Source organism: Brucella sp. 22210 (genome assembly GCF_052045675.1).
Lineage (GTDB): Bacteria > Pseudomonadota > Alphaproteobacteria > Rhizobiales > Rhizobiaceae > Brucella.
Map to the genome: position 1 here is coordinate 331142 of NZ_JBQEPD010000003.1, position 24545 is coordinate 355686.

Below are 24545 nucleotides of genomic sequence, written 5' to 3' on the forward strand. Positions count from 1 at the left end.
GGAATGGGCCGCCGATGCAGGCGGTCATGCAGGGTGACAGAGCAGTGATTAGCGAACAGAGACAGGTGCCGAGCAATATGATCAGCCTCGCAGAGCGCATGGTCTTCTCGGATTCGTTCAAGCCGATCTACAGCCAGGGCATGGATATGGTCGAGGAAGCGGCGAGCTATCTCGACGGCGAAGGCCGTGAAGAAGCGCGCAATCTGTCACGGATTGCTGCGACGCTTTATGCCGCCGAATCGATGCGTCTCACCACCCGTCTGATGCAGATCGCTTCCTGGCTTCTGCTGCAGCGCGCTGCCCGCAACGGCGAGATGAACCGCCAGCAGGTGTCTGCCGAAAAGGCCAAGGTGCGTCTCGACACGCCATCGGCTGGCGAAGGCGCTCCGGGCTGGAGCGAACTGCCTGCCGCTTTTGCCGAATTGGTGGAGCGCTCAATGCGTCTGCAGGCGCGGGTGCGCCGCATGGACCGCGAAGTTTACGGTGATGTGGTTTCCTTGCAGGCCAACCCGCACGGCAACCCGGTTTCCGAGCAGATTGTGTTGCTCAAGACTGCTTTCGGCGCTTCTTAATATCTCTTCATGTGCGTCTAAGGATGCGCATGTTTCTCTTTTGTTCACTTTTCTGCTGTCAAGTGAATCCGTCTGAGGATAGGGTTCGCTTATGAAAGAAACGATTCGCATTATTGGCATCGATCCGGGCCTGCGCCGCACGGGGTGGGGCATTGTCGAATCGCTGGGCAATTCACTGCACTTCATCGGCTCGGGCACGGTGACGTCGAATGCCGAGATGGATCTCGCTTCACGTCTTTGCCAGTTGCATGAGGGGCTTTCCAAAGTTCTGCATGAATTCATGCCGCACGAGGCGGCGGTCGAGCATACCTTCGTCAACAAGGATGCGACCGCAACGCTCAAGCTCGGCCAGGCGCGCGGCATTGCCTTGCTGGCTCCTGCACAGGCGGGCCTGCCCGTTGCGGAATATGCGCCGAACGCGGTCAAGAAAGCGGTGATCGGCGTCGGTCACGGCGAAAAGCAACAGATACACATGATGGTCAAAGTGCTGATGCCGCGCGCATCGTTCGATACGAGCGATGCCGCCGATGCGTTGGCCATTGCCATTTGCCATGCCCATCATCGTCAGAGCATTGTAAGCGCCCGCCGGATGCAGGCGTTGTTAGCGGGGTAGGACCAGAATGATCGGCAAGCTTAAGGGCGTGATCGATGAAATTGCCGATGATCATGCGGTCATCGACGTACATGGTGTTGGCTATGTGGCGTTTTGTTCGCCGCGCACGCTGGGCAATCTTGGCGGCGCGGGCGAAGCGGCCATTCTGTTCATCGAAACCTATGTCCGTGAGGACATGATCCGTCTTTACGGTTTTGCCAATCAGCTTGAGCGCGAATGGTTCCGCCTGTTGCAGAACGTGCAGGGCGTCGGCGCCAAGGTGGCTTTGGCGGTGCTTGGCACATTGTCGCCGTCGGAACTGGCCAATGCGATTGCACTGCGAGACATTGCCATGGTGTCGCGTGCCCCGGGCGTCGGCAAGAAAGTGGCGGAGCGCATCGTCACCGAATTGAAGAACAAGGCCCCGGCTTTCGCCGGTGAGGCGAGCGGCACCATCGGGCTGAAGCAGGAGCTTGGAGCCGGTGCGGCCCCGGCTCCCGTCGCGGATGCCGTGTCGGCGCTTTCCAATCTCGGTTACTCGCGCGATCAGGCGGCGAATGCCGTTGCGGCTGCGCTGAAAGAGGCGGGCGAGGACGCCGATTCGGCGAAGCTCATCCGTCTGGGTTTGAAGGAATTGTCGCGGTGATTAGCTTGTCTCGGCAGAGTGTTCATGCGAGGAGGAAGGCATGAGCGACCGCAACCCTCTCATAGATGCCGACAGACGCGTAGACGAAGACAATACGTTGCGTCCGCAGATGCTCGACGATTTTGTGGGGCAGGCGGCGGCGCGCGCCAATCTCAAGGTCTTCATTGAAGCAGCCAAGGTGCGCGGCGAAGCGCTCGATCACGTGCTGTTCGTCGGACCTCCCGGTCTCGGCAAGACGACGCTGGCGCAGATCATGGCCAAGGAACTGGGCGTCAATTTCCGCTCTACTTCGGGCCCGGTTATCGCCAAGGCTGGCGATCTGGCGGCTCTGCTTACCAATCTCGAAGAGCGCGACGTGCTTTTCATCGATGAAATTCATCGCCTCAGCCCGGCAGTGGAAGAAATTCTCTATCCGGCGATGGAAGATTTTCAGCTTGATCTGATCATCGGTGAAGGCCCGGCGGCGCGTTCGGTGAAGATCGATCTTGCCAAATTCACGCTGGTTGCCGCGACGACGCGGCTCGGCCTTCTGACCACGCCTTTGCGCGATCGCTTTGGCATTCCGGTCCGGCTCAATTTCTATACGGTTGAGGAACTGGAATATATCGTGCGCCGCGGCGCGCGCATCATGCAGATGGGCATTTCGCCGGATGGTGCGCTGGAAGTCGCGCGCCGGTCGCGGGGCACACCGCGTATCGCCGGACGCCTGTTGCGCCGCGTGCGCGATTTCGCGCTGGTCGCTGGTAGCGACGTCATCGACCGCAAGATTGCCGATGAGGCGCTGTCGCGGCTTGAAGTGGATAATCGCGGGCTGGACCAGCTCGACCGGCGTTACCTCAATATCATCGCGCGCAATTTTGGTGGCGGTCCGGTCGGGATTGAAACCATTGCGGCGGGGCTTTCCGAACCGCGTGATGCGATTGAAGACATTATCGAACCCTATCTCATTCAGCAGGGCTTTTTGCAGCGCACGCCGCGCGGTCGCGTTCTGACGGCGATTGCATGGCAGCATCTGGGATTGCCTGCGCCAGCGGAAATCATCCAGCAGGCGCAATTCGGCCTCTTCATGGAAGACAATGACTAAGACTATCGGGACTGATCGAAACGAAAATTCAACGCTTGAAGCCGTATCAGGTGCGCTGAAAGACGGGGCGCATCACCTTTATGCGCGCATCTATTATGCCGACACGGATTTTTCCGGCTTTGTCTATCACGGGCGCTATCTGGAGTTTTACGAGCGCGGACGCACCGATTTCCTGCGCTTGCAGGATGTGCACCATATCGAGCTTGCCGAAGGTTCGCTTGGCGAAGAAATGGTCTGGGTCGTGCGGCGCATGGAGATCGATTACAAATCTCCGGCCAAAATGGACGACCTCATCCTGATTGAAACGCGTGTCAGCGAAATTCGCGGTGCACGGGTTATCATGGCACAGAAGATCACTTGCGACGGCCGCTTGCTTTCGGAAGCGAAAGTGGAAGCGGTGATGATCACCAAGGAAGGCCACCCGCGCCGGATACCGGATGAATGGCGCGAGGCTTTTACGAAGCAAAGCTGATTTCCAGCGCGCTCCCAAGAATTGAGGGTGCGCCTGTCGCGTTTATTTTAAAGCGCAGGCTCATTTGATGGCCGATTTTGGCGCGTTGGGCCGATATAGGCGCAAATGCTAACGCATCTTTAACCATAATCTCCGATTAATCATCCTGACGGAATCGGTTGAAGGGTCGGGCTGAAGCGCAGCGCCTTCCTTTCACCAAAATTAACCGTAACAAGCGCCGTAGGGATTTAAAGTTGCAAATCCGGCATGTGTGCTTTGGGGCGGTTGTGATGCGAATGTCTGCATGTCCTGCCTGGATGTGCGAACAGCGCGCGAAGCAGTTTCGGGAAAAGTGCCGAGCGTTTTTCCTGGTCGAACTGCATCGAACAAGACGTAAAGCTGCGCAGATTTGGGTCACCCGCGTTTAGGGGCGATCCGTGACGATTTGCGATGCCGCCCGGTCCCGTGCCGGGCGTTTGGATTCAAAAACAGGATATTTCCAGCAGAAGTACGAAACGGCTCTGCGGATGGAAATGCCTAAAGACAGAGAAGGTTGGGGTCATCGGTCTGCGCGCCAGACCGACACGAGCCTCGAAACGGTGGATCGATGGAAAATGTTGCGTTAGCGGCCCCCGCCGCCGATGTTACCCTCTGGGGCCTGTTCATGCAGGCGAACTGGGTGGTCAAGCTGGTCATGCTGGGCTTGCTTGGCGCTTCGGTCTGGACCTGGGCTATCGTCGTGGACAAGGTGATTGCCTATAGCCGCGCGCGCCGCGCCATCGACCGCTTCGAACAGGCTTTCTGGTCGGGCCAGTCTCTGGAAGAACTCTATCGCAATCTTGGCGAACGCCGCACCACCGGCATGGCGTCGATCTTCATGGCCGCCATGCGCGAATGGAAGAAATCCTTCGAGAAGGGCGCACGTTCCCCCATCGGTCTGCAGATGCGTATCGACAAGGCGATGGATGTTGCGCTGGCGCGTGAAAGCGAAAAGATGGAATCGCGCCTCGGCTTCCTTGCCACCATCGGTTCAGCCGCACCGTTTATCGGTCTGTTCGGTACGGTCGTCGGTATCATGACCTCGTTCCAGGCCATCGCGGCCTCCAAGAATACCAGCCTTGCGGTTGTGGCGCCGGGTATCGCCGAAGCCCTTCTGGCGACGGCCATTGGTCTTCTGGCCGCTATTCCGGCCGTTATCGCCTACAACAAGCTCTCGTCCGATGCGGGCAAGATCGGTGGACGGCTCGAGGGCTTTGCGGATGAGTTTTCCGCCATACTGTCGCGCCAAATTGATGAGAAGCTGACGCCGCGCAGTTGAGCGCCTTCCAGCGAATACGGCAAATCGAGCTTTCGGGAATCTTGCAATGGGCATGTCGGTAGGAAATGGAATGCAGTCGGGCGGACGCCGCAGGCGTGGTCGCAAGAAGGCATTGATGAGTGAAATCAACGTTACGCCGTTCGTCGACGTGATGCTGGTGCTGCTCATCATCTTCATGGTTTCTGCGCCGCTGCTGACGGTTGGCGTGCCGATTGACCTGCCGGATACGCAGGCCAAGGCGATGAACGCCGATACGCAGCCGATCACGGTTTCGGTCAGCAACGAAGGCAAGATTTATCTGCAGGAAACCGAAATTCCGATCGAAGAGGTCGTGCCGAAGCTTCAGGCTATTTCCAAGACGGGCTATGAGGAGCGCATTTTCGTGCGCGGTGACAAGGCTGCCGACTACGGCACTGTCATGAAGGTTATGGCCCGTATTTCCGCCGCCGGTTTCAAGAATATCGGCCTTGTGACCCTCCAGGAGCAGGATAGCTGACGCCATCATGAAGGCTGGCCTGACATCTTCTGTAGCGCTCCATACCATCGTCATTGCGCTGGGGCTCTTTTCCTTTTCCTCGCCGAAGGCTTTCGACGTGCAGGATTCGGAATCGTTCCCGGTCGACATCGTGCCGATTGAATCCATCACGCAAATTCAGCAAGGCGAAAAGACGGCTCCGATGAAGGAGAAGTCCGCGCCGATTCCGACCACCAAGCCGCAAACCGTTCCCAATGCCCAGAATGTCGGTGATCAGGAGGTCGATACCACGACCCCGCCGAAACCCGACACCAAGGCAAAGCCAATCGAGGCCGCGGAAGAGCCCAAGGCACAACCGGAACCGGTGAAGAAACCGGAACCGAAGCCTGAGCCCAAGCCCGAACCGAAGCCGGAAGAAAAGCCAACGCCGGTTCCTGCGACCGAAATGCAGGCCAAGCCTGAGCCGAAGCAGGAAGTGAAGCCTGACCCGGTGGCGGAAGCCATCGAAAAGCAGGCTGAAACGCCGGATGCGAACACGCCGAAGCTGCCGGACAATGTTCCCGCTCCGCAGACCAAGCCGAAGCCGCCGCAGGCGCAGACCGCCAAGACGCCGGATCGCAAGCCGACGGAAGAAAAGAAGCCGACGCAGTCCGCATCGCAGACATCGCAGTCGAAAAACGATGCGATTGCCGATGAAGTGTCGGCGCTGCTCAACAAGCAGAAGGCTTCCGGTGGCGGCGCAAAGCGCTCGACCGATCAGGCATCGCTGGGCGGCAAGAAGAATACCGGCGGCTCCAAGCTGAGCCAGAGTGAAATGGATGCGCTGCGCGGTGCGATTTCCAAGTGCTGGAACGTGCCTGCCGGTGTGGCCGATGCGCCGGGACTGGTTGTGACCGTGAAGATGAAACTGAACCAGGACGGCTCCATCCAGGGCGTTCCGGAAGTGACATCCGGCGGTGGCGGCGATGGTGTTGGTCGTGCAGCGGCTGAAAGCGCCAAGCGCGCGGTCGCACGCTGCGCCCCGTACAATCTGCCAGTCGACAAATATGATTCATGGTCGGAAGTGATCGTCAACTTCGACCCGAGCGAAATGTTCTGATCGGGGTTTCCCGGTCACCAGACTAAATGAAGCCCACTATGGGCAAAGGACAAAAGAGGTCCCAGAAGATATGAAAACCGGCATCATGACAACTAAGATCCGGACAGTCCTCTCGGCTTTCGCCTGCATGATTGCCGCAAGTCTTGTCTGCACCATGCCTGCACGCGCTGTGGTGGAAATCAACATTAACAAGGGTGTGGTCGAGCCTCTGCCGATCGCCATCACGGATTTCCTGTCCGCAGACCAGCTTGGACCCAACATCACGTCGGTCATCGCTGCCGATCTTGAGCGGTCGGGTCTGTTTGCGCCCATCGACAAGGGCGCTTTCATTGAAAAGATCTCCAACCCGGATGCCGCTCCGCGCTTCGAGGACTGGAAGGTCATCAATGCACAGGCTCTGGTCACCGGTCGCATCACCAAGCAACCGGACGGCAGGCTGAAAGCTGAATTCCGCCTCTGGGACACGTTTGGCGGTCAGCAGATGATCGGCCAGCAGTTCTTCACCTCGCCGGATAACTGGCGTCGTGTTGCCCATATCATCGCCGACGCCATCTATGAGCGCCTGACCGGTGAAAAGGGTTACTTCGATACCCGCATCGTTTTCGTCGATGAATCCGGCCCGGCCCAGAAGCGCATCAAGCGCCTCGCTATCATGGATCAGGACGGCGCGAATATTCGTTATCTCTCCGATGGTCGCGACATGGCGCTGACCCCGCGCTTCTCGCCGAACCGCCAGGAAGTGACCTATATGTCGTTTGCCGGCGGCCAGCCGAAGGTTTACCTGCTGCAGCTCGAAACGGGTCAGCGTGAACTGGTCGGCAACTTCCCCGGCATGACCATCGCGCCGCGCTTCTCGCCGGACGGGCAGAAGGTCGTCATGAGCCTGCTTCAGGACGACGGCAGCGCCAATGTCTATGCGATGGATCTGCGTTCGCGCACCACGACCCGCCTGACCAACAGCCAGGCTATCGATACCAGCGCTTCCTATTCGCCGGATGGTTCGCAGATTGTGTTCTCGTCCGACCGCGGCGGTCGCCCGCAGCTCTATATCGCCGGTGCCGACGGTTCCAATCCTCGCCGCCTGTCGATGGGCGACGGCAGCTACTCCACGCCGGTCTGGTCTCCGCGTGGCGATCTCATCGCCTTCACGAAGCAGTCGCAGGGCCAGTTCTCGATTGGCGTGATGAAGACCGACGGTTCGGGCGAACGTCTTCTGACGTCGGGCTTCCACAATGAAGGTCCGACCTGGGCTCCAAACGGTCGCGTGCTGATGTTCTTCCGCAAGGCGGCAGGTGCAGGTGGACCGAAGCTGTTCACCATCGACCTGACGGGTCGTAACGAACGCCAGATCCAGACGCCGAATTTCGCATCCGATCCGGCCTGGTCGCCGCTGCTCGAATAGGCTGAGCTTCGAAGAATCAAAAAAAGATTAAGGCGCGGGATTTTTGGTCCCGCGCCTTTTTCATGCCTGCTGGCGGCGGCTTACCGCGTGATATGCGATGTTTTTGGCCTGTCTTTGCGGCGATTGCCACAATCGACCTCAAAAGCCGTGTTTCTGCCGCATTTTGCCATCAAGGCCTAAAAACAGAATGGCAGCCGGAAAACGCCGGTTGCATTTGGTCTCAAGACAATATTAACCATACTTCTTGAGCCTGCATTAACCTCGATATGATTATTGGTTGGTTACGCAGGAACATCAAATCTTAAGGAGCCTCGGCCCATGCGCCGCATCCAGTCGATTGCACGTAGCCCGATCGCTATTGCCCTTTTCATGTCGCTCGCCGTCGCCGGTTGCGCATCCAAGAAGAATCTCCCGAACAATGCCGGTGATCTCGGCCTCGGCGGTGCAGGCGCGGCAACGCCCGGCTCGGCGCAGGACTTCACGGTCAATGTCGGCGACCGCATCTTCTTCGATCTCGACTCGTCGCTGATCCGCGGAGACGCACAGCAGACGCTTTCGAAGCAGGCCCAGTGGCTGCAGCGTTACCCGCAGTATTCGATCACCGTCGAAGGTCATGCTGACGAACGCGGTACCCGCGAATACAACCTCGCTCTCGGCCAGCGTCGCGCTGCCGCCACCCGCGACTTCCTCGCTTCGCGTGGCGTGCCGACCAACCGTATGCGCACGATCTCGTATGGTAACGAACGTCCGGTCGCAGTTTGCGATGCCGACTCGTGCTGGTCTCAGAACCGCCGCGCAGTCACCGTTCTCAACGGTGCTGGCAGCTAATAATTGTAAACGCACAACAGCGTTCAGAGAAAAGCGGCCTTCGGGCCGCTTTTTTCGTTTTCATGTCTGTTGATCAGGCATTTCGACAAACTTTGGCCGAAGTCGCCCCTGTCATAGTGGGAACGATTAAGGGAAAGCATCTTTGCTTTTCACGGATTTGCTCTAAAAGCGGAACTGGCCGTGCGGTATGGCATGTTCAGCAAGCATTCAGGCGCGGCACTCGATCATCCTGTTCATTGTAAACTCGCAGGGGCAATAGGGAATGAGGACAACAATGAGGAAAGTGACACTGGCAATTGCCATGCTGCCGCTTTTGGCGAGTGCTCCGGTTTTGGCGCAGACTGGCGATCCGGGTGCAAACCAGTATTCGCAGCAGGTGTGCAATCTCGCACATCAGAACGCGCAGTCTTACAGCAAGATCTTGCAGCTCCGCGACAAGATGGTGAAAATCCATCGCGATAATGAAGGTCGTTTTCAGGCTCTCGAAAAGGGCAAGGGCGGCGGACAGAATCGCGTCAGCGTCGGCTCGACCGCAATTCTCGATGACGCCATGCGTGGCGGCGCCGCTTCGGCGCAGAATGGCGGCTACCAGAGCCCCGGCATGATGCAGGAGCTGGTACGCAACCTCACTGGCAAGATCGAGGATGTCGACGCCCAGATCGCATTCACCGACAATCAGCTGCAAAAATCGCAGGAAGACAACGAATTCCGCTTCGAGGAACTCGAAAAGAAGAATGGTGTCGCGTCACCGGCTGCAAATAAGGCAGGCCAGCCTGCTGTTGCCCCGGCCCCGGGCGCTGATCTTTGCGCACAGGGCGCGGGCGATCCTGCCAGCATGGCCGATACGCTGGGCATGCGTGCCGAGGCCATGAACTTCCAGATCCTCGAAATGCAGGATCAGATGCAGAAAATGCAGGAAGAATATGAGCAGCGCTTCCAGTTCCTGGAAACCGGCACGCGCGCCGACACGGGCGACCGCAACGGCGGTGGTGCAGGCGATGGCAGCGCTCTCGCCAGCGCCGGTTCAACCGGCAATATGAGCCAGAACACCTATGATGGCGGCACCACTGGTAATCCCGATGCCGGGGTTTCCGCAGATGCCGGTCAGGACGGCTCCATCTCGGACCGGACGCCGGCACAGGAAGCACCGCAGACTGCACAATCGGGCGCAATTGGCGCCGATTCTCTTGCCACTGGTTCCGGCGTCTTGACGCAGGGTGGCCCCCAGCGCGGCGAGCCGCCGCAGACACTGGGCTCCATCCGGTTTGATTCCAGTGGCAATGTAATCGGCGATTCGCTCAATGCCGCTCCGCGCCCGGTCGAACAGGGTGGCTTGCCCGGTGGTCAAGGTTCCGCTGGGCAGGGCAATGCGCAGAACGGCACGGCTGTGGCCTCGCTGCCATCGGGCGATAATCCGAACACGCTCTATCAGGCGTCGTATCAGTATCTGATGTCGGGCGACTACAAGGCGGCCGAATCCGGTTTCCGCCAGCATGTGAAGCGCTATCCGGCTGATCCGCAGACCGCGGAAGCCCGCTTCTGGCTGGGCGAATCGCTTTACGGTCAGGGTCGCTATCCGGAAGCTGCAACCGTGTTCATCGACACGCAGCGCGATTATCCCGATTCGCGCCGCGCACCGGAAAACATGTTCAAGCTCGGCATGACGCTTGAGAAGATGGACAATCACGACGTTGCCTGCGCGACTTTCGAGCAGATCCCGCAACGTTATCCCAAAGCGGCTCCCGCCATTCTGAAGCGCGTTGCCGAAGAACGCACACGTGTAAAGTGCTGATTGCGGAGTTATTTCGTGGGGCTTTCCCCGGCTGATATTTTTAAACCTTTTCAACTGGATCAAGCAAAGGCCGTCATTGCGGCCGTTTCCGGCGGCAGCGATTCGCTGGCAATGCTCTTCCTGCTCAAGGATCATTTGGCGACGCTCGATCCTCGTCCTGCACTTCTCGCAGTGACCATCGATCATCGCTTGCGCGCCGAATCAGCCGAGGAGGCTGAATATGTCGGCGCGCTGTGCCGTGAGCACGGTATCGCGCACCGTATTCTGGCATGGGACGATCCCAAGCCGTCACAGGGACTGGCTGCAGCGGCGCGTAGCGCACGCTACCGGCTTCTGGTTCAGGCTGCGCATGAGACGGGTGCCAGCGTGATCGTGACCGGCCACACGCAGGATGACCAGATTGAGACTTTCCTGATGCGCAAGGAGCGCAGCCACCACGCCGAGGCGAGGGGGCTGGCCGCCATGGCGCCCCAGTCATGGTTGGAAGGGTCAGTGCAGCTGATCCGCCCGCTGCTTTCGGTTTCACGGCAGGCCCTGCGGGATGAGCTGACAGCGAAAGATATTCGCTGGGTTGATGATCCGAGCAACGCCAATACCGATTATGAACGCCCGCGTGTCCGGCAAGGCGCTGCTGCCGATGCCGATCCGCAGATCGTTTTGGCGCAGGTGGCTCTGGCGAGCGCGGCACGCAAGCGCGACAATGCTGCTCTCGTTGCGGCACTGGCCGATCCTGCAAGTCTGCAGGTTGATGATTGCGACCGGATGGAAATCGATCCGGCCATTTATGCCGCTCTGCCCGAAACAGTTCGGCGGCTTTTTTCCGGCCTCGTGGCTTCTCTGGCTGGCGGGCGTCGATTCCTGCCAGGTGATGCCGAGCGTTTGCGCATCGAGCGCATTCTGTCGGGCGAGGCAGAACACGTAAGCCCAAAACACGAAAGCCAGAAACACGAAAGATTGACCATTTTCGGCGCGCTGATCGAGCGCGGAGCGAAGGGCTTGCCGCATCGCTTCCGGCGGGAGCGGCGCAATTTGCCGTCCGTGCTGTTGCAGGCTGGCGGCAGCTGCATCTGGGATGGGCGCTTTCGCTTCTTCAATTCAGGCGACCGTAATTTTGAAATCGCCGCGCCCGGACGACAGGCGTTGATCGACTTTCTGGCCGATTCTCCCACGTCTCTTCCAGAAAACGCTTCTGAAACAAATGCGCGCTGGCGCGAAACGCTTCTGGTGCTGCCCGCAATCTATGCGGATGGAAAGATTATCTCTTTGCCTTTCCTTCCCGGACAGAATCTTCCAGCGCATATCCGCATGGAACGGCATTTCGCGCTGTTTGATCATGTTCTGCCGGGATATGATTTCGCTTTGGCCGAGGCGATCGAGAAGCGAATTGGTCGCCAATCTTCACCAAACTCCTAATTTTTATAAACCAGAGTGGGAAGAATCTCCCATGCGGCGTGTTACGCGCCTTGGCAACGCCTTCCTTCGATCCTATGTTAGATCGAAACATCGTTCCGCGGTTGCGGAATGGCCGTGGTATCGATTGGACCCGATATGAATCCGAACTATCGCAACTTCGCCCTCTGGGCGATCATTGCTCTTCTTTTGATCGCGCTGTTCAACCTGTTCCAGAGCCCTGGTCAGCGCACGAATTCCCGTGAAGTTTCCTATTCGCAATTTATTGACGACGTATCCAATGGTCGCGTGAAATCGGTCACGATTACCGGCGAGCGCATCACCGGCACCTTTGCCGACAATGGCTCGACGTTCCAGACCTATTCGCCTGGCGATACGGGCCTGGTTGCGCGGCTTGAAAGCAAGGATGTCGCGATCACTGCCCGTCCTGAAAGCGACGGCTCCAGTTCGCTGATCGGCATTCTCCTGTCGTGGCTGCCGATGATCCTGATCCTTGGCGTGTGGATTTTCTTCATGCGCCAGATGCAGGGTGGTTCGCGTGGTGCGATGGGCTTTGGCAAGTCAAAGGCGAAGCTTTTGACGGAAGCGCATGGCCGCGTTACTTTCCAGGACGTTGCAGGCGTTGACGAAGCCAAGCAGGATCTCGAAGAAATCGTTGAATTCCTGCGCGATCCGCAGAAGTTCCAGCGTCTCGGCGGCAAGATTCCGCGCGGCGTGCTGCTCGTTGGCCCTCCCGGTACCGGTAAGACCCTTCTGGCGCGCTCGGTTGCGGGTGAAGCCAATGTGCCGTTCTTCACCATTTCCGGTTCGGACTTCGTTGAAATGTTCGTTGGTGTCGGCGCAAGCCGTGTCCGCGACATGTTCGAGCAGGCGAAGAAGAATGCACCTTGCATCATCTTCATCGACGAAATCGACGCTGTCGGTCGTCATCGTGGCGCCGGTCTCGGCGGTGGCAATGACGAACGTGAACAGACCCTCAACCAGCTTCTGGTCGAGATGGATGGTTTCGAAGCCAACGAATCGATCATTCTGATCGCCGCGACCAACCGTCCGGACGTTCTTGATCCGGCACTGCTGCGTCCGGGTCGTTTCGACCGTCAGGTCGTTGTGCCGAACCCGGATATCGTCGGTCGCGAACAGATCCTGAAAGTGCATGTGCGCAATGTGCCGCTCGCACCGAATGTCGATCTCAAGGTTGTCGCACGCGGCACGCCGGGCTTCTCCGGTGCTGATCTGGCCAACCTCGTCAACGAAGCCGCTCTCATGGCAGCGCGCCGTAACAAGCGCCTGGTGACCATGCAGGAATTCGAGGACGCCAAGGACAAGATCATGATGGGTGCGGAACGCCGCTCCGCCATGACGCCGGAAGAAAAGGCCAATACGGCCTATCACGAAGCAGGCCACGCCATTGTTGCGCTCAATGTGCCTGCATCCGACCCGGTCCATAAGGCGACGATCATTCCGCGCGGTCGTGCGCTCGGCATGGTGATGCAGCTTCCGGAAGGCGACCGTTATTCGGCCACCTATACCTGGATGGTGTCGCGTCTTGCCATCATGATGGGCGGTCGTGTGGCTGAAGAGCTGAAATTCGGCAAGGAAAACATCACTTCCGGTGCATCGTCGGACATCCAGCAGGCAACCAAGCTTGCCCGGTCCATGGTCACCCAGTGGGGTTATTCCGACAAGCTCGGTCGTGTGGCTTACGGTGACAATCAGGAAGAAGTCTTCCTCGGTCATTCGGTGTCGCGCACGCAGAATATTTCGGAAGAAACCGCGCAGATCATCGATGCCGAAGTGCGTCGCCTGATCGACGAGGCTTATGCCGAAGCGACCCGTATCCTGACCAAGAAGAAGAAGGACTGGATTGCGCTCGCTGAAGGTCTTCTGGAATACGAAACGCTGAGCGGCGACGAGATCAAGGAACTGATCGCAGGCAACAAGCCTTCACGCGATCAGGGCAATGATACGCCGTCGCGCGGTTCGGGTGTTCCGAAGGCCGGTAGCCCGCGCAAGCGCAAGAGCAGTGGCGAACCGGGCAACGAGCCCGGCATGGAACCGCAGCCGCAATAAGCGCTCATTCCAAACAGACGACGGAAGCCGGGTTTCGCCCGGCTTTCTTTTTGTCTATGTCCTGACGACTTCAAACCGCCGCAAAGGCTCGGTTAACAATTTCGGCGCATGATCTTTTGAAGGATACAACTTTAGAAGCCGGGATCGCTTTTGACCCTGCCAAAGACGAAATTGCATAGAACAGGCATTTTAGGTTATCAGAGCACATCCCGAAAAGTGTGAAACGGTTTTCGGATAAGATGTGCGAGAAAAAAATCAGTTAGAGTGCCGATCTGATCTATTCAGATCGAATGCGCTCTAACCCATAAACAGCTGTCAAAGTTGCGGGCCTGCGCGACTATTGCGCTCTGGTTGAAATGAGCGGCATATATCGACGGCACCGGGATAGCGACGTGGCTCAACGCAAGGCTAAACATATGACACGGAAATACTTCGGAACTGATGGCATTCGCGGACAGGCGAACAGCTTCCCCATGACGCCGGATATTGCCATGAAAGTTGGTATGGCGGTGGGGCATATTTTCCGTCGTTCGGGTCAGGTTTCGCGGGTGGTGATCGGCAAGGATACGCGCCGTTCGGGTTATATGCTGGAAAACGCGCTGGTTGCCGGTTTAACAGCGGCGGGCATGGACGTGTTCCTGCTTGGACCGATTCCGACGCCCGCTGTGGCCATGCTCTGCCGCTCGCTGCGCGCCGATATCGGCGTGATGATTTCGGCCTCGCACAATCCGTATTACGATAACGGTATCAAGCTGTTCGGCCCTGATGGCTTCAAGCTGTCGGATGAGATCGAAATCCAGATTGAAAAGCTGATTGAGGGCGATCTGTCGTCGCTGCTGGCAAGCCATGGCGCAATCGGCAAGGCCAAGCGCGTTGACGGCGATATTTACCGCTATATCGAGTTTGCCAAGCGCACCATGCCGCGCAACATCGCGCTCAACGGTCTGCGTGTGGTGATCGATTGCGCCAATGGCGCTGGCTATAAGGTGGCTCCGGCTGCACTCTGGGAACTTGGCGCTGAAGTCATCACCATCAACAACGAGCCGAACGGCATCAACATCAATGAGGATTGCGGTTCGACGCATCCGATTGGCCTGATGAAGAAGGTTCAGGAACTGCGCGCCGATGTTGGCATCGCGCTCGATGGCGACGCGGATCGCGTACTTCTGGTCGATGAAACCGGGTCGGTGATCGACGGCGACCAGCTGATGGCGGTGATTGCCGAATCATGGGCCAATACCGACCGCCTGACCGGTGGCGGCATTGTTGCGACCATCATGTCCAATCTCGGACTGGAACGCTTCCTGACTGATCACAACCTGACGCTTGCTCGCACCAAGGTTGGCGACCGCTATGTCGTCGAGCATATGCGCGAACACGGCTTCAATGTGGGTGGCGAACAGTCCGGCCATATCGTCCTGTCGGATTTCGCGACGACGGGCGACGGCCTGATTTCTGCCTTGCAGATTCTTGCTGTCATGCAAGAAGCCCAAAAGCCGCTCAGCGACATTTGCCGCAAGTTCGAGCCGGTGCCGCAATTGCTCAAGAATGTGCGCACTGCTGGCGGCAAACCGTTGGAAAACAAGAATGTAAAGCATGCCATCGATGAAGCGCGCGAGCGCCTTGGCGTGCAAGGTCGCCTCGTGATCCGCCCATCGGGAACCGAGCCGCTCATCCGCGTAATGGCGGAAGGCGATGATCGCGTTCTGGTTGAAAAAGTAGTCAACGATATCGTTGATGTTATTTCGTCGGTGGGTAACGCCGCGTGATTTGATAATAACCTTAATAGTTAAAATGGCGCGCCTCTGACGCGCCATTTTTATTTTAGCTATCTCTAAGATTTATTAAAAAGTATCGTTAAAAAACAAGGTTAAGTTGTAATTAACTTTTAAAATCTATTGTCCCTATTGAAAGCGAGGATAACGCTCCGGCGTTATGATATTTCTATGGGGCAGACGATGAACGGTCTTGTGAAAACTTTTTTCGGCGGCTTGGCTGCATCTGTCGCCATGATGGCTACGGGCGCACTGGCAGCGGATCTGATTGAACCGCCAGTGGTTCCAGAAGTGGTTGTAGCGCCGCCTGCTGTTGGCGGCTGGTATCTGCGCGGCGATCTCGGCTATTCGAAGCCGAAATTCAAGGACGCGGATTATGCAACCATCGACAATTGCGAATGCGGTCCTTCGACATTCGGCAGCAACACGCTGTCAGGTGATCTGAAAGGTTCGTTCCTGATCGGCGGCGGTGTCGGCTATCAGCTGACGGATTACTTCCGTACCGATCTGACGGTCGACTATATGACCCGTTCGAAATTCGAGGGCCATACCTACGGTTCGGCCTGTAACGGCGACGCTTCCTGCGCCTCCGACGAACGCAGCCATTTCTCGGCGCTGTCCATCCTGGCCAATGCTTATGTCGATCTCGGCAACTTTGCTGGCTTCACGCCTTATGTCGGCGCCGGTATCGGTGGAACCCGCGTACGCTGGAACGACATTGAGGACGCACGTTACGGCGGTTCTGTGGATGGTGCGGCCAACTGGCGTTTCACCTATGCCCTCATGGCTGGTGCTTCCGTCGATCTGACGCAGAACCTCAAGCTGGATGCGGGTTATCGCTATCGCCATATCAACGGCGGCAAGATGTTCGAGGGCGGTCAGTATCTCGGCGACGGTTATGACAAGGGCATGGACATCCACGACGTCCGCGTCGGCCTGCGTTACATGTTTGGCGGATCGAGCGCGCCTTACGCGCCGCAGCAGGTTTCGACCATTGTGGATGGCCCCGTCTACAAGTAAGACCTCTGTTATCTGATCGTCAAAGGCCCGGTTCTCCGGGCCTTTTTCTTTGCGGCATTCCTTAAATATCTCCCGATTTTTATCAGGCATTAACCATAGGCGTTCATAATTGAGACTATTCTTATGAGCGGGGATCTCATCATGTTTGCGAAGTGGCGTGCTCTCAACCTGTCGGCTGTTGCTCTGGCGGGTTTCAGTGTTGCATCCGTTGCCTCGGCGGCCGATCTCGATGCCGTTGGTTACGAACCTGTCGTCGAAGCACAGCCTGTGGAAGTCGGCTCTGGCTGGTATCTGCGCGGCGATCTTGGTTATAACATTTCTTCGAAAACCGGACTTACGGCCAGAGACCAGTTTGGAAACAGCGTTTCCGAAAGCTTCGATCTGGACAAGAACTTCGTGCCTTCGGTCGGTATCGGTTATCAGTTCACCGATTATCTGCGCGCCGACGTGACCGGCAGCTATTCCAAGCAGGATCTGGACGGCTTCCCGGCCGAAGCCCGCATCTTGGACATGATGGCGAACGGCTATGTGGACCTCGGCAATTTCGCCGGCTTCACGCCTTATCTCGGCGGTGGCCTCGGCTTTGCCAATGTGCGCTACAGCTTCGACACGGGCGCTGGCGACTTCAAGTCCGACGATGATTATCGCTTTGCCTGGGCGCTGATGGCAGGTGTCGGCATCGACGTTGCTTCCAACATCAAGCTCGATCTCGGCTATCGTTACGGTGTCATCAGCAGTGGCGATGTGATCAGCGGCAACGGCATCACGATCAGCGACAAGGATATCAAGTCGCATCAGCTGCGCGCCGGTATTCGCTTCACGACCTGGTAATTCATGTTGTCAGAAGCTGACTGAAGACAGGGCCTCTCCGGGCCCTTTTTCCGTTCTTGCAAGACCGTTCTACGGCTGGCGGCTTCCGGTCGAATTTCAGGGTAAAATATTCCCGAAAAGCCATGTTGTGGAAAAATGCGCTTTCCGCTATTCCCATCAGTGGGCCACGTCTCCCCACCGAGACGCGTGCTATCTGAGAGGATAGAAACAACATGACGACGATTGCGAAGCCGGTAGTTCGCCCGGCTAACCCTAATTTTTCATCCGGTCCCTGTGCAAAACGTCCCGGCTGGTCGCTCAATGCGCTGGTCGATGCCGCTCTTGGCCGTTCGCATCGCGCGAAAATCGGCAAGACCAAGCTGAAGGACGCCATCGACCTTACCCGCGAAATCCTGCAGGTGCCTGCCGATTACCGTATCGGCATTGTTCCGGCATCCGATACCGGCGCTGTGGAAATGGCGCTGTGGTCCATGCTCGGCGCGCGTGGCGTCGATATGGTCGCGTGGGAAAGCTTCGGTGCGGGCTGGGTGACGGATGTGACCAAGCAGCTCAAGCTCGAAGATGTGCGCACCTTCACAGCGCCTTACGGCGAGATTGTCGATTTTTCGCAGGTCGATTTCGACCGCGATGTCGTCTTCACCTGGAACGGCACCACGTCTGGCGCGCGTGTTCCGAACGGCGATTTCATCCCGGCTGATCGCAAGGGCCTGACCTTCTGCGATGCAACCTCTGCAGCTTTTGCGCAGCGTCTGGATTTCACGAAGCTCGATGTCGTCACCTTCTCCTGGCAGAAGGTTCTGGGCGGCGAGGGCGCACATGGCATGCTGATCCTCAGCCCGCGTGCGGTCGAGCGTCTGGAAAGCTACAAGCCGGCATGGCCGCTGCCCAAGATTTTCCGCATGACTTCCGGCGGCAAGCTGATCGAAGGCATCTTCGTCGGCGAAACCATCAACACGCCGTCCATGCTCTGCGTGGAAGACTATCTCGATGCGCTCAACTGGGCGAAGTCGATTGGCGGTCTTGAGGGGCTTGTCGGACGTGCCGACAGCAATTTTGCCGTTTTGGATGCTTTCGTGGCCAAGACGCCATGGATCGCCAATCTGGCCGCCAAACCGGAAAATCGTTCCAACACCTCCGTGTGCCTCACCATCGTTGATCCTGAAGTGACGGCGCTTTCTGCCGAAGCTCAGGCGGCTTTTGCCAAGGGCATCGTCACGGCGCTGGAAAAAGAAGGCGTCGCCTATGACATCGGCGCTTATCGCGATGCGCCTTCCGGCCTGCGTATCTGGGCTGGCGCCACGGTCGAAACGTCCGATCTGGAAGCACTGACCCATTGGCTCGACTGGGCTTTTGAAGCGCAGAAAGCTGCACTCAAGGCTGCTGCCTGAGGCGCGCTCCTGTTTAAGCCGTGGCTGGCCACCGGTTAGGCCACGGCTCGCATTCCCCAATATTTGCAGCATTTCGCATGAGCCAGAATGAGCCAAATGCGTTGCGCATCTGCAAGCTCATTGCTTGAAATGCTTGGTCAGGACATGTTCGAGCACATCCCGAAAAGTGTGAAACGGCTTTCGGACAAGATGTGCTCAAAACAAAAGGAGGCCCAAATGGCACCTCGCGTTCTCGTATCCGATAAGCTTTCACCCACTGCCGTCCAGATTTTCAAGGATCGCGGTGTTGAAGTCGATTACTTGCCCGATCTCGGCAAGGATAAGGAAAAGCTTCTCGAAGTCATCGGTCAGTATGACGGTCTAGCAATTCGTTCGGCCACCAAGGTCACGGAAAAGCTCATCGCTGCTGCCAAAAATCTCAAGGTTGTCGGTCGCGCCGGTATCGGTGTGGACAATGTCGATATTCCGGCTGCATCGCGTCGCGGTATCATCGTGATGAACACGCCGTTCGGCAATTCGATCACCACGGCAGAACATGCCATTGCGCTGATGTTCGCCGTGGCGCGTCAGTTGCCGGAAGCAGACGCTTCCACCCGCGCAGGCAAGTGGGAAAAGAACCGCTTCATGGGTGTGGAGATCACCGGCAAGACGCTCGGCGTCGTCGGTTGCGGCAATATTGGTTCAATTGTCGCCACGCGTGGCATCGGCCTCAAGATGCATGTTGTTGCTTTCGATCCGTTCCTGTCCGAAGCACGCGCTCAGGAACTGGGCGTGGAGAAAGTGGAGCTGGACGAGCTGCTCGCCCGCGCCGACTTCATCACGCTGCACACGCCGCTGACCGACAAGACCCGCAACCTCATCAATGCGGAAAGCCTCGCCAAGACCAAGCCGGGTGTTCGCATCGTCAATTGCGCCCGTGGCGGTTTGATCGTCGAAAAGGACCTCATTGCCGCGCTGAAATCAGGCCATGTGGCCGGTGCGGGTATCGACGTCTACGAAGTTGAGCCAGCGACGGAGAATGAACTTTTCTCCCTGCCGAATGTCGTTTGCACGCCGCATCTGGGTGCGTCGACCTCGGAAGCGCAGGAAAATGTTGCGCTTCAGGTGGCCGAACAAATGTCGGACTATCTGGTCAAGGGCGCGGTTTCCAACGCCATCAACATGCCGTCGATCACGGCTGAAGAAGCGCCGCGTTTGCGCCCGTTTGTGAAGCTTGCGGAAGTTCTGGGTGCTTTTGTCGGTCAGGTGACCGATGAGCCGATCGAGGAAGTGGAAGTGCTGTTCGACGGCTCCACCTCCGGCATGAACACACGTGCGCTTTTGAGTGCTGCTCTGGCTGGTCTCATTCGTCCGCAGGTTGCCGACGTCAACATGGTTTCGGCACCGATCATGGTGAAGGAACGCGGCATCATCGTTTCGGAAGTAAGGCGCGACAAGTCCGGCATTTTTGACGGCTATATCAAGCTGACCGTCCGCACGACGCTGCGCGAGCGCTCGATTGCCGGAACCTGCTTCTCGGATGGCAAGCCGCGTTTCATCCAGATCAAGGGAATCAACCTCGATGCCGAGGTCGGTCCGCACATGCTCTACGTCACCAACAAGGACGTTCCGGGCATGATCGGCCTGCTCGGCACGATCTGCGGCAAGCACAATATCAACATCGCAAATTTCTCGCTCGGACGCGACCATCCCGGTGGTGACGCCATTGCCATGCTCTATGTGGATGAACAGATTCCGCATGCAGCACTTGACGAACTGATAGCTCAGGAGGCAATCAAGGCGGCAAAACCGCTTGAGTTTAACGTCGGAGAAGTTTGAAAACATGACTGAAGAGATGGCACAGCCGGAATGGCGGCGCATGCACGAGCAGGATATCGAGCGCGTGACTGTGGTAGCCAATGTGGTCCATCTCGACTTTTTCGAGGATGAGGCGGTCTTCCGGGACCGCTTCAAGCTCTACCCGGCGGGTTGTTTCGTTTATGCCCGTGACAATGACATTCTGGGCTATGGTATCAGCCATCCCTGGAAGCTCGATACGGTTCCGGCGCTGAATTCCGTTCTCGGCGAATTGCCGGAAGATACCAGCACCTATTACATCCACGATATTGCGCTTTTGCCCGCTGCCCGCTCCGCAGGCGCTGCCACGCGCGTGCTGGAACTGATGGCCGCCCAGGCCGAGACTGACGGCTTTTTCACCATGTCACTGGTGGCTGTGAATAATTCCGAAGGTTTTTGGGAAAAGAAGGGCTTCGTCTCCCGCGACCTGCCTGCACTGGAAGAAAAGCTGAAAAGCTATTCGGATGATGCCATCTACATGGTTCGCGCGGGATAGAGCACATCCCGAAAAGTGGGAACCGGTTTTCGGATTGGATGTGCGTGAGAAAAAACTCGCAGATATTCCGCTTCTGACGGTCTGCAAATGGCGTGATTTTTCGCTTCCGGTGCTCATGTACCCAAAATTACATTCCGCTCCGGTTCTCAAATCCCACCATTTTCGCCTCGTCATAAACGGAATCTCAAGCGACCTAAGCGCCTCTTCTGTCCACCGTGTTCTCAAAAATCGTGATTTTTTTGCACGAAAGAGTCGCGTAAGCGGGATTCAGTCTGTATAGAGACGAGGGATCAGCACCCCGTCGACCTTTCGGGGAAGCTTGCGATCCTTGGGCTATCAACGGCTGTAATGCCGACCGAGGAGTTTTCTTAAATGGCAAATGTGGTTGTCGTCGGGTCGCAATGGGGCGACGAGGGCAAGGGTAAGATCGTGGACTGGCTGTCCGAACGCGCCGATGTCATCGTGCGCTATCAGGGCGGTCATAATGCCGGTCATACGCTTGTTATCGATGGCGTCAGCTACAAGCTTTCGCTGCTGCCTTCCGGTCTGGTGCGCGGCAAGCTCAGCGTCATCGGTAATGGCGTCGTGGTCGATCCGCATCATTTCGTTTCTGAAGTCGCGAAGCTGCGCGCGCAGGGCATCGAGATTTCTCCGGACGTGCTGCGCATTGCCGAAAATGCACCGCTTATTCTGTCGATCCACCGCGATCTCGATGCCATGCGCGAAGGCTCCAATTCGGGCCTCAAGATCGGCACCACCAAGCGCGGTATCGGTCCTGCTTACGAAGATAAGGTCGGCCGTCGCGCCATCCGCGTCATCGATCTGGCCGAGCCGGAAACGCTGGAGCCCAAGGTCGAGCGCCTGCTGTCGCACCACAATCTGCTGCGCCGCGGCATGGGTCTTGAAGAAATCGCCGTTGAGACGATCCTCAACGAACTGACTTCGGTTGCCCATGAAATCCTGCCTTATATCGATCAGGTCTGGCGCGTGCTCGACGAGCGCCGCAAGGCTGGCGACCGCATCCTGTTCGAAGGCGCACAGGGCGCTCTGCTCGACAACGACCACGGCACCTATCCGTTCGTGACCTCGTCGAACACTGTTGCCGGTCAGGCTGCTGCCGGTTCGGGTCTCGGCCCAACGGCGATCGGCTATGTGCTGGGCATCACCAAGGCCTACACGACCCGCGTTGGCGAAGGTCCGTTCCCGACGGAACTCCATGATGAAATCGGCGAATTCCTCGGCACCAAGGGCCATGAATTCGGCGTGGTGACGGGCCGCAAGCGCCGTTGTGGCTGGTTCGATGCCGTGATCGTGCGTCAGACGGTTCGCACTTCCGGCATCACCGGCATCGCGCTGACCAAGCTCGATGTTCTCGACGGTCTGGACGAAATCAAGATCTGCGTTGCCTATGAACTCGATGGCAAGCGCATCGACTATCTGCCGTCCTCCATGGGCGCGCAGGCTCGCGTCAAGCCGATCTATGAAACGCTGCCGGGCTGGTCGGAAACGACCGCAGGTGCACGTTCGTGGAACGATCTGCCAGCGCAGGCTGTCAAATATGTTCGCCACATCGAAGAACTGATCGGCGCTCCGGTGGCTATGCTGTCCACCAGCCCGGAACGCGAGGATACCATCCTCGTCACCGATCCGTTCCAGGATTGATCTTTTCAAGGTCGCGCTATTGATCAACCCGAAGCAGTTTTGCATAAACTGCTTCGGGTTTTCAGTTTTTAAGCGTTGCAGCGGTGTCCGGTGGTTCAGATTGGCCAGAAAATGCTCGAAGCTTTGTCAAATCTGCCGCTATTTCGCCTCATCGTTTTGAAAAGCTTCGCTTAATTACTGCCAGACACTTTGCTTTCCCTTGATTATTGTGATTATTGGGACATTTAATTGCATCCAGTGCTTGTGGTATCTGAACGGGCAATAAACCGGGTAAGACGGAATGGCGGATTTTGTAGCTGTACTGAAAAAGACGATCGATGCACAGGCGGACAAATCGCCTGAATTGCGCCAGCGCGTTTACGCGAAGGCGCGCGCAACGATCGAGCAGAAGCTTGTGACGGCAAACGCCTCGCAGGCTGTGGCGGTACGCCAGCGCAACATTCTTGAAGATGCGATTGCCGAAGTCGAAGCTTTTTATGCGCCTCCCGCCACTGCTGAAGCAGCAGCCCCAGATCCGGTCAATGATGCGCTTGAGGATTTCCTGCAGGAAGCGAATCAGGGTGTAAGCGCGTCGCGTGTGCATCATGAAGACGATGACGACAGCGCTTTTTCCGCTGCACCGGCTGCAGAGCGCCAAACGCGCGCCTCCGAACATGATGAAGATGCGTCTTTCAGCGCGGAACGCAGCGGCGACTGGAAAATCGACCGCGCCAAGGAAAAGGCCCAAGCACGCCGCAGCGAATATATCGAGCGCAGTGCGGTCAAGGAAAAGCGCTCCTATAAGGGCCTGATTGCTGGTCTCATCGCCGTACTCGTTCTGGGCGGTGCAGGTTATGGCGTATGGGCCAACAAGGACAAGATTCAGGAACTCGCATCGAGCCTCGGGCGCAATGATGCACCGTCGACCCCGGCTGCCAGCGGTGGTGACAGCACTGCGACGCCACCTCCTGCTGACAGCCATACGGCAGATAATGAAACCACGCCGACACCTGAACAGCAGCCGCAGCAACCAGCTGGCGAGCAGAAGCTCACCCAGCGTTTGATGCCGGATGGCAGCGAGACCGATGAAGGTCCGGCTGGCGGTGCGGCTGGCCTCGGCGAAGGCAAGTCCACGGCAGCTTCAACGCCATCCGGTTCTCCGGCTGGCTCACAAGCTGGCACTCCGGCGACGCCAAGCGAACAGACGCCAGCTGCGCAGCAGGCTGTGGCTGTCGGTCAGCAGGCGCTGCTCTATGAAGAGCGCGGCAGCACCGAATCCGGTTCCGTGGAAAAGGGCAACGTCGTCTGGTCGGTTATTCAGGAAAGCCCGGGTGACGGACAGCCGGAAGAACCGGCGGTGCGTGGCACGGTGACAATGCCGACGAGCAATGTTCAGCTTAAAATGACCATCCGCAAGAATACGGATCAGTCTATTCCGGCCAGCCATTTGATCGAGATGGTGTTCACCGTTCCGGATGGTTTCTCCGGCGGCGCAATCGACAATGTCCAGCGCATCACCTTCAAGGATACGGAACAGGCGGCGGGCAACCCGCTGATCGCGGTCCCGTCCAAGATCGCGGATAATTTCTTCATCATCTGGCTCAACGATGCCCGCACCGCGCAGGACACCAACCTGTCGCTGATGCGCCGTCTGCAATGGATTGATATTCCGGTATCCTATCGCAACGGTCGCCGCGCGCTGATCAGCCTTGAAAAGGGTGTGCCGGGCGAGAAAGCCTTCACCGACGTTCTGGGCGCTAACTAAAGCGCCGGACAGCAGAATGAAAAAAGGCCGCGTTGAGCGGCCTTTTTGTTTGCA

The 24545-nt window shown here is 57.7% G+C and carries 21 protein-coding genes; all 21 read left to right on the top strand.

Annotated elements, in window-relative coordinates:
* The first annotated feature begins 65 nt into the window (after positions 1 to 65).
* The 21 genes from rcdA to ACTJKP_RS06605 all read left to right on the top strand — a co-directional run bounded on the left by rcdA (position 66) and on the right by ACTJKP_RS06605 (position 24491).
* Positions 66 to 572: a protease adaptor protein RcdA gene (gene rcdA / locus ACTJKP_RS06505; protein WP_078339585.1), complete on the top strand. Its 507-nt coding sequence runs from the start codon at positions 66 to 68 to the stop codon at positions 570 to 572.
* Positions 573 to 663: 91 nt separating this feature from the next.
* Positions 664 to 1185, top strand: coding sequence for a crossover junction endodeoxyribonuclease RuvC (gene ruvC / locus ACTJKP_RS06510; protein ID WP_002964793.1), 522 nt, complete (start codon positions 664 to 666; stop codon positions 1183 to 1185).
* 7 nt (positions 1186 to 1192) lie between these two features.
* A complete protein-coding gene (ruvA, locus tag ACTJKP_RS06515; protein ID WP_078339483.1) occupies positions 1193 to 1810 on the top strand; it encodes a Holliday junction branch migration protein RuvA in 618 nt (205 codons plus the stop codon).
* A gap of 40 nt (positions 1811 to 1850) precedes the next feature.
* Positions 1851 to 2894 carry a Holliday junction branch migration DNA helicase RuvB gene (ruvB, locus tag ACTJKP_RS06520; RefSeq protein WP_078339482.1) on the top strand — a complete coding sequence of 348 codons (1044 nt, stop codon included), beginning with the start codon at positions 1851 to 1853 and terminating at the stop codon, positions 2892 to 2894.
* Positions 2887 to 3366 carry a YbgC/FadM family acyl-CoA thioesterase gene (locus ACTJKP_RS06525; RefSeq protein WP_440630066.1) on the top strand — a complete coding sequence of 160 codons (480 nt, stop codon included), beginning with the start codon at positions 2887 to 2889 and terminating at the stop codon, positions 3364 to 3366. Before ruvB ends, ACTJKP_RS06525 begins: the two co-directional genes overlap by 8 nt.
* 586 nt (positions 3367 to 3952) lie before the next feature.
* The gene (gene tolQ, locus ACTJKP_RS06530) at positions 3953 to 4663 is read left to right on the top strand and encodes a protein TolQ (RefSeq protein ID WP_078339480.1); all 711 of its coding nucleotides are present in this window, start codon (positions 3953 to 3955) and stop codon (positions 4661 to 4663) included.
* 46 nt (positions 4664 to 4709) lie between these two features.
* Positions 4710 to 5159, top strand: coding sequence for a protein TolR (tolR, locus tag ACTJKP_RS06535; RefSeq protein WP_078339479.1), 450 nt, complete (start codon positions 4710 to 4712; stop codon positions 5157 to 5159).
* A gap of 7 nt (positions 5160 to 5166) precedes the next feature.
* Positions 5167 to 6237, top strand: a complete 1071-nt coding sequence (locus tag ACTJKP_RS06540; protein ID WP_078339478.1) for a cell envelope integrity protein TolA — start codon at positions 5167 to 5169, stop codon at positions 6235 to 6237.
* A gap of 70 nt (positions 6238 to 6307) precedes the next feature.
* Positions 6308 to 7639, top strand: a complete 1332-nt coding sequence (tolB, locus tag ACTJKP_RS06545) for a Tol-Pal system beta propeller repeat protein TolB (protein ID WP_078339477.1) — start codon at positions 6308 to 6310, stop codon at positions 7637 to 7639.
* Between the two features lie 318 nt (positions 7640 to 7957).
* Positions 7958 to 8467, top strand: a complete 510-nt coding sequence (gene pal, locus ACTJKP_RS06550; RefSeq protein WP_078339475.1) for a peptidoglycan-associated lipoprotein Pal — start codon at positions 7958 to 7960, stop codon at positions 8465 to 8467.
* 262 nt (positions 8468 to 8729) lie between these two features.
* Positions 8730 to 10259, top strand: coding sequence for a tol-pal system protein YbgF (ybgF, locus tag ACTJKP_RS06555; RefSeq protein WP_440630067.1), 1530 nt, complete (start codon positions 8730 to 8732; stop codon positions 10257 to 10259).
* A gap of 15 nt (positions 10260 to 10274) precedes the next feature.
* A complete protein-coding gene (gene tilS, locus ACTJKP_RS06560; protein ID WP_440630068.1) occupies positions 10275 to 11672 on the top strand; it encodes a tRNA lysidine(34) synthetase TilS in 1398 nt (465 codons plus the stop codon).
* Between the two features lie 135 nt (positions 11673 to 11807).
* Positions 11808 to 13739, top strand: coding sequence for an ATP-dependent zinc metalloprotease FtsH (gene ftsH / locus ACTJKP_RS06565; protein WP_078339584.1), 1932 nt, complete (start codon positions 11808 to 11810; stop codon positions 13737 to 13739).
* Between the two features lie 416 nt (positions 13740 to 14155).
* Positions 14156 to 15508 carry a phosphoglucosamine mutase gene (gene glmM / locus ACTJKP_RS06570; RefSeq protein ID WP_440630069.1) on the top strand — a complete coding sequence of 451 codons (1353 nt, stop codon included), beginning with the start codon at positions 14156 to 14158 and terminating at the stop codon, positions 15506 to 15508.
* Between the two features lie 177 nt (positions 15509 to 15685).
* Positions 15686 to 16534: an outer membrane protein gene (locus tag ACTJKP_RS06575; protein ID WP_440630070.1), complete on the top strand. Its 849-nt coding sequence runs from the start codon at positions 15686 to 15688 to the stop codon at positions 16532 to 16534.
* A 141-nt stretch (positions 16535 to 16675) separates the two neighbouring features.
* Positions 16676 to 17365: an outer membrane protein gene (locus ACTJKP_RS06580; protein ID WP_440630071.1), complete on the top strand. Its 690-nt coding sequence runs from the start codon at positions 16676 to 16678 to the stop codon at positions 17363 to 17365.
* Positions 17366 to 17577: 212 nt separating this feature from the next.
* Positions 17578 to 18753, top strand: coding sequence for a phosphoserine transaminase (locus ACTJKP_RS06585; protein ID WP_440630072.1), 1176 nt, complete (start codon positions 17578 to 17580; stop codon positions 18751 to 18753).
* Positions 18754 to 18969: 216 nt separating this feature from the next.
* Complete coding sequence (serA, locus tag ACTJKP_RS06590) at positions 18970 to 20571, top strand: phosphoglycerate dehydrogenase (protein ID WP_440630073.1); 1602 nt, start codon at positions 18970 to 18972, stop codon at positions 20569 to 20571.
* 4 nt (positions 20572 to 20575) lie between these two features.
* Positions 20576 to 21085, top strand: coding sequence for a GNAT family N-acetyltransferase (locus ACTJKP_RS06595; protein ID WP_078339468.1), 510 nt, complete (start codon positions 20576 to 20578; stop codon positions 21083 to 21085).
* A gap of 372 nt (positions 21086 to 21457) precedes the next feature.
* Positions 21458 to 22747, top strand: a complete 1290-nt coding sequence (locus ACTJKP_RS06600) for an adenylosuccinate synthase (RefSeq protein WP_440630074.1) — start codon at positions 21458 to 21460, stop codon at positions 22745 to 22747.
* Positions 22748 to 23027: 280 nt separating this feature from the next.
* A complete protein-coding gene (locus ACTJKP_RS06605; protein WP_440630075.1) occupies positions 23028 to 24491 on the top strand; it encodes a transcriptional regulator in 1464 nt (487 codons plus the stop codon).
* The last annotated feature ends 54 nt before the right edge of the window (positions 24492 to 24545 follow it).

Coding starts and splice junctions, on each gene's coding strand:
- ruvC (WP_002964793.1), top strand. CDS start 664: ATGAAAGAAACGATTCGCATTATTGGCATCGATCCGGGCCTGCGCCGC.
- ruvA (WP_078339483.1), top strand. CDS start 1,193: ATGATCGGCAAGCTTAAGGGCGTGATCGATGAAATTGCCGATGATCAT.
- ruvB (WP_078339482.1), top strand. CDS start 1,851: ATGAGCGACCGCAACCCTCTCATAGATGCCGACAGACGCGTAGACGAA.
- ACTJKP_RS06525 (WP_440630066.1), top strand. CDS start 2,887: ATGACTAAGACTATCGGGACTGATCGAAACGAAAATTCAACGCTTGAA.
- tolQ (WP_078339480.1), top strand. CDS start 3,953: ATGGAAAATGTTGCGTTAGCGGCCCCCGCCGCCGATGTTACCCTCTGG.
- tolR (WP_078339479.1), top strand. CDS start 4,710: ATGGGCATGTCGGTAGGAAATGGAATGCAGTCGGGCGGACGCCGCAGG.
- ACTJKP_RS06540 (WP_078339478.1), top strand. CDS start 5,167: ATGAAGGCTGGCCTGACATCTTCTGTAGCGCTCCATACCATCGTCATT.
- tolB (WP_078339477.1), top strand. CDS start 6,308: ATGAAAACCGGCATCATGACAACTAAGATCCGGACAGTCCTCTCGGCT.
- pal (WP_078339475.1), top strand. CDS start 7,958: ATGCGCCGCATCCAGTCGATTGCACGTAGCCCGATCGCTATTGCCCTT.
- ybgF (WP_440630067.1), top strand. CDS start 8,730: ATGAGGACAACAATGAGGAAAGTGACACTGGCAATTGCCATGCTGCCG.
- ftsH (WP_078339584.1), top strand. CDS start 11,808: ATGAATCCGAACTATCGCAACTTCGCCCTCTGGGCGATCATTGCTCTT.
- glmM (WP_440630069.1), top strand. CDS start 14,156: ATGACACGGAAATACTTCGGAACTGATGGCATTCGCGGACAGGCGAAC.
- ACTJKP_RS06575 (WP_440630070.1), top strand. CDS start 15,686: ATGGGGCAGACGATGAACGGTCTTGTGAAAACTTTTTTCGGCGGCTTG.
- ACTJKP_RS06580 (WP_440630071.1), top strand. CDS start 16,676: ATGTTTGCGAAGTGGCGTGCTCTCAACCTGTCGGCTGTTGCTCTGGCG.
- ACTJKP_RS06585 (WP_440630072.1), top strand. CDS start 17,578: ATGACGACGATTGCGAAGCCGGTAGTTCGCCCGGCTAACCCTAATTTT.
- serA (WP_440630073.1), top strand. CDS start 18,970: ATGGCACCTCGCGTTCTCGTATCCGATAAGCTTTCACCCACTGCCGTC.
- ACTJKP_RS06595 (WP_078339468.1), top strand. CDS start 20,576: ATGACTGAAGAGATGGCACAGCCGGAATGGCGGCGCATGCACGAGCAG.
- ACTJKP_RS06600 (WP_440630074.1), top strand. CDS start 21,458: ATGGCAAATGTGGTTGTCGTCGGGTCGCAATGGGGCGACGAGGGCAAG.
- ACTJKP_RS06605 (WP_440630075.1), top strand. CDS start 23,028: ATGGCGGATTTTGTAGCTGTACTGAAAAAGACGATCGATGCACAGGCG.